Here is a 3,231-nt window from a genome sequence, read left to right as displayed (position 1 = left end):
GCAATAATGGCGACTTTTTTTCGGTTTACCAGCATCTAAAAATCGCTGGTAAGTAGCTTTAAAAACAGGGTTACATTGCATCGCAGACATCATAGCCATGTAGAGTACGGTGCGTACTTGTGATCGTCCCCCCTGAATGACTCGCTTGCCTTTATAACGTCCACTTTCTCGATTGATAGGGGCAACGCCAATCAGTGCGGCGGCTTGTTTGTTGCTAACAAACCCAAGCTCAGGAACGTTGCTAATGATGGATGCAGCTGCGACTTTTCCGATGCCGGGAACGCTCTGCAGAAGACGATTTTTGTTTTGATACTCAGGGCGTGATTCAATAAGAGATAGGATTTTTTGCTCAGTTTTTTCTATCTGATTTTTAAAGGTCGTGAGCACAGGTTTGATGGTGCTCACAATATGTTTGGGAAGTGATTGTAATCGGTTTTTCTCCATGGTTTGCATGGTCAGCAGTTGATGACTGCGAGTTACTAAATCACTCATTAAACGCATATTTTCAGGTTTCAGTTGCGTCAGATTAGGTTGAATGGCCTCGCTATAGTAAGCAATGAGTCTAGCATCTAATTTTCCTGTTTTAGCTCACTGACCAATGGCTCCGGCGAACCGTTTTATATGTATGGGGTTGGCAATAACAAAGGGAAGTTTTGCTTCTGAACAAGCAATGATGAACGGCATTTCAAGACGTCCAGTTGCTTCGACAACAACACGCTGTGAGACATGTTGTTTGATTGTTTTGATGGCCTCCTTGATACCTTTCTCGTTGTTGTTAACAGTAAAAAAGATATCAAGTGGTCGAATAAAAATATCTAGTTGTGACTTACCTGTATCAACACCGACATGAATGTTTTGATGTGTGCTTGTATTCATAATAAGCTAACTCTTGCTTGCGAAATGCGGATTCGAGACCCAGTCGACTATTCGAGGTTGATGCTTGGAGTCCTATGCGGCGTTCATGTTTGTTATCGGTCTCTCGATAGAGGAGCCAGCGTTCAAACGAACTACCGCATAAGAAGCTTTAGTTGCAGCTAAAGCTTAGGTCTCACATTACCCAAATGACAAGCTTATTATCCATACAAGCGTTTAAGGCAGATTCCCAACGCTTGGCGTTTGCGGTTTGATTTGGCTTTAATGATTACGGCACAATGGATTAGGTAAGGTGGTTAGCGTTGCTCACTACTTAACGTGGCTATCATCTATTTGAGAAAGAGATTTTGAAAAGGTTTAAGAGAGTAAATAATGAGAACAAGCTGTTGGAATATGAGATGGCACAAAACTCTGCTGAACATCATGATAACTTAGTTTGGTCGGTATCAACGTTAACTTGGGGCGTTAGTTCGGTACTCCTTGGTTTTGTACTAAATAACATTACTGACAACGAATTGGGAGTAATCATACTGCTGTTTTGTTTGATTGGGGTGTTTTTGATTTTATGTTCTTGGTTGTTTGCTCGTCAGTTCAGAAGTATACGTAATCAAAAATACGTTCGCTGTAAAGAATTAGAAGCGGAACTCGGATTGGTTCAACACACAAACATCAAACATCAAAACGGAAGCCAAAGTGCGCTTTATTCCATCATTATGTTGTTGTTTATCACTACGTGGACAGTTGTTTTTATTAAGGTAGTGGCAAGATTTTGGGGGGTTGAGCTACCGATGATATAACAGGGCTACATGGACTCCCCCGGTTGTCAACAATAGCTGCCGATAAGATACGGTTTGGGACTGCCGCTCTAAATTCGGTCTGTTTATTGGCTTATTTGCCATGACCCTGATGACACTACGCGGTAGCGGTTCCTCATTCGTTAGAAGGCATCTGAAGTGCCCGCCTGCATATCAGGTTTTCCCGCAAGTGGTCTTAACCCTATTTCATCATTGGCTATTGCATTGACCCGGTGAAGGTGTATTGCTCTTACGCTTGGTGATTAAACAGCGACTTGGTATTCCGTATCGTTGCGCAGTAGCGACCAGATACGGGCGTTCTTGGCCGCGAGTGCCACAATCGCCCGTTTTAGGCCGCTCCTCTCGACAAGCCCTTTGCAACATAGGCTGAGGCGATCGGTCTTGTTGCCGATATTGGTAATGGCGGCCCGATCACCGTGAATCACAGAAAGGGGATGAGGTAGAAATGCTGGTGTACTTACACTAAGCACTAACGACTGAGCAACGAAAATCCACTCATAGCAAAGCCGGACATGACACTGTCCGGCTTTTTATTTCGAACAAAATCAATCCCCAGCCCTACTCCACCTTTTGGTAAGCCTAGCGATAACTCGCTAAAAATGACCAGCATTGACCAGCTAATAACGAGACCTCAAATGCTCGCTTTACCCAAGCGAAAACAGCCATTAAGCAACGATAATTTTATGCAAGTTATTGACTTAAATGGATACTGATAAGAAAATCATACGCAATTAAGCGTGTATTATGCTAGGGAAAGCGAGCATGCTGTTTAATACACTGTTATAAAAGTCATATTACACTTAATGTGCAATTGATTGCGCATTTGTTTTGAAGTTGATAGGATTGCGGCTTCCTAACTAATTGTTATTAAGGGATTAAATAATGAACTATAAAAATGTTGCGGTTGCATTGCTTTCAGCTTTGGCTATGTTTGGTTGTAAATCAACCTCAATGACTCAAACAAAAGAAACAAAGAAAAGCTATGTGATCTACGACATACAAGTTACAGATGGAGTCACCCCTACTCAAATGAGTAGTGCTATAAAAAGAGCCTTACAGTCAAATACTTCGTCTGTAACAATTGTGGAAGATTTACCACCATACCCTCTTCCAGAACAAGCCCCACGGTTCCAATTGACTAACCCCTTCGGTAAAAATTCTGCAATGTCAGCATTAGCTGGAGGCATTAAAATTCCGACTTGTGAAGGCGCATTAATATATGCTCAAGCTGTTGATTCTTCGATGTCTTCTTATGGAGAAAATACCCAGTTCTATACATGCTTGTGGCAATATAAAGATGGTTATCATGTAGATGTTTATACTCAATTTCAAATTGAATCGGGCGGCTTGGACAATTTAGGTCAGGATTTAGTTCGAGGAATTATGGGTGATTCAAGTCAATTTATCCCTCGAACTATCAATAGCATAAAAACAAACTTAGAAGAGCTAAATGTACAAACGAAGCTTGTAACGGCCTATCCGGATCAGTTAGCTAGCCAATTGCAAAATACGCAGTAAGCTCTTTTATAACACATATGAGCCT

Annotated in this window: 2 protein-coding genes and 2 pseudogenes; 2 read left to right on the top strand and 2 right to left on the bottom strand. The window is 41.7% G+C overall.

Annotation, left to right across the window (positions count from 1 at the left end):
- Positions 1-876: pseudogene (locus ABT56_RS20970) on the bottom strand (IS110 family RNA-guided transposase); the annotation flags it as partial.
- 395 nt (positions 877-1,271) lie between these two features.
- On the opposite strand from ABT56_RS20970, the gene ABT56_RS20965 reads away from it, so the two are divergent.
- Positions 1,272-1,670 carry a RipA family octameric membrane protein gene (locus ABT56_RS20965; protein WP_047880883.1) on the top strand — a complete coding sequence of 133 codons (399 nt, stop codon included), beginning with the start codon at positions 1,272-1,274 and terminating at the stop codon, positions 1,668-1,670.
- 260 nt (positions 1,671-1,930) lie between these two features.
- Here the strand turns inward: ABT56_RS20965 and ABT56_RS20960 are convergent.
- Positions 1,931-2,116 (bottom strand): annotated as a pseudogene (locus ABT56_RS20960) (IS110 family transposase); the annotation flags it as partial.
- 454 nt (positions 2,117-2,570) lie between these two features.
- On the opposite strand from ABT56_RS20960, the gene ABT56_RS20955 reads away from it, so the two are divergent.
- A complete protein-coding gene (locus tag ABT56_RS20955) occupies positions 2,571-3,206 on the top strand; it encodes a hypothetical protein (RefSeq protein WP_047880881.1) in 636 nt (211 codons plus the stop codon).
- Positions 3,207-3,231 lie beyond the last annotated feature (25 nt).

Origin of the sequence: Photobacterium aquae (assembly GCF_001029445.1) — a bacterium.
Taxonomy (GTDB): Bacteria; Pseudomonadota; Gammaproteobacteria; order Enterobacterales; family Vibrionaceae; genus Photobacterium; species Photobacterium aquae.
This window is presented reverse-complemented; position numbering and strand designations above follow the sequence as displayed.

What these genes read in the sequence shown, in the direction of transcription:
- ABT56_RS20965 (WP_047880883.1), top strand. Translation starts at nt 1,272, where the DNA reads ATGGCACAAAACTCTGCTGAACATCATGATAACTTAGTTTGGTCGGTA.
- ABT56_RS20955 (WP_047880881.1), top strand. Translation starts at nt 2,571, where the DNA reads ATGAACTATAAAAATGTTGCGGTTGCATTGCTTTCAGCTTTGGCTATG.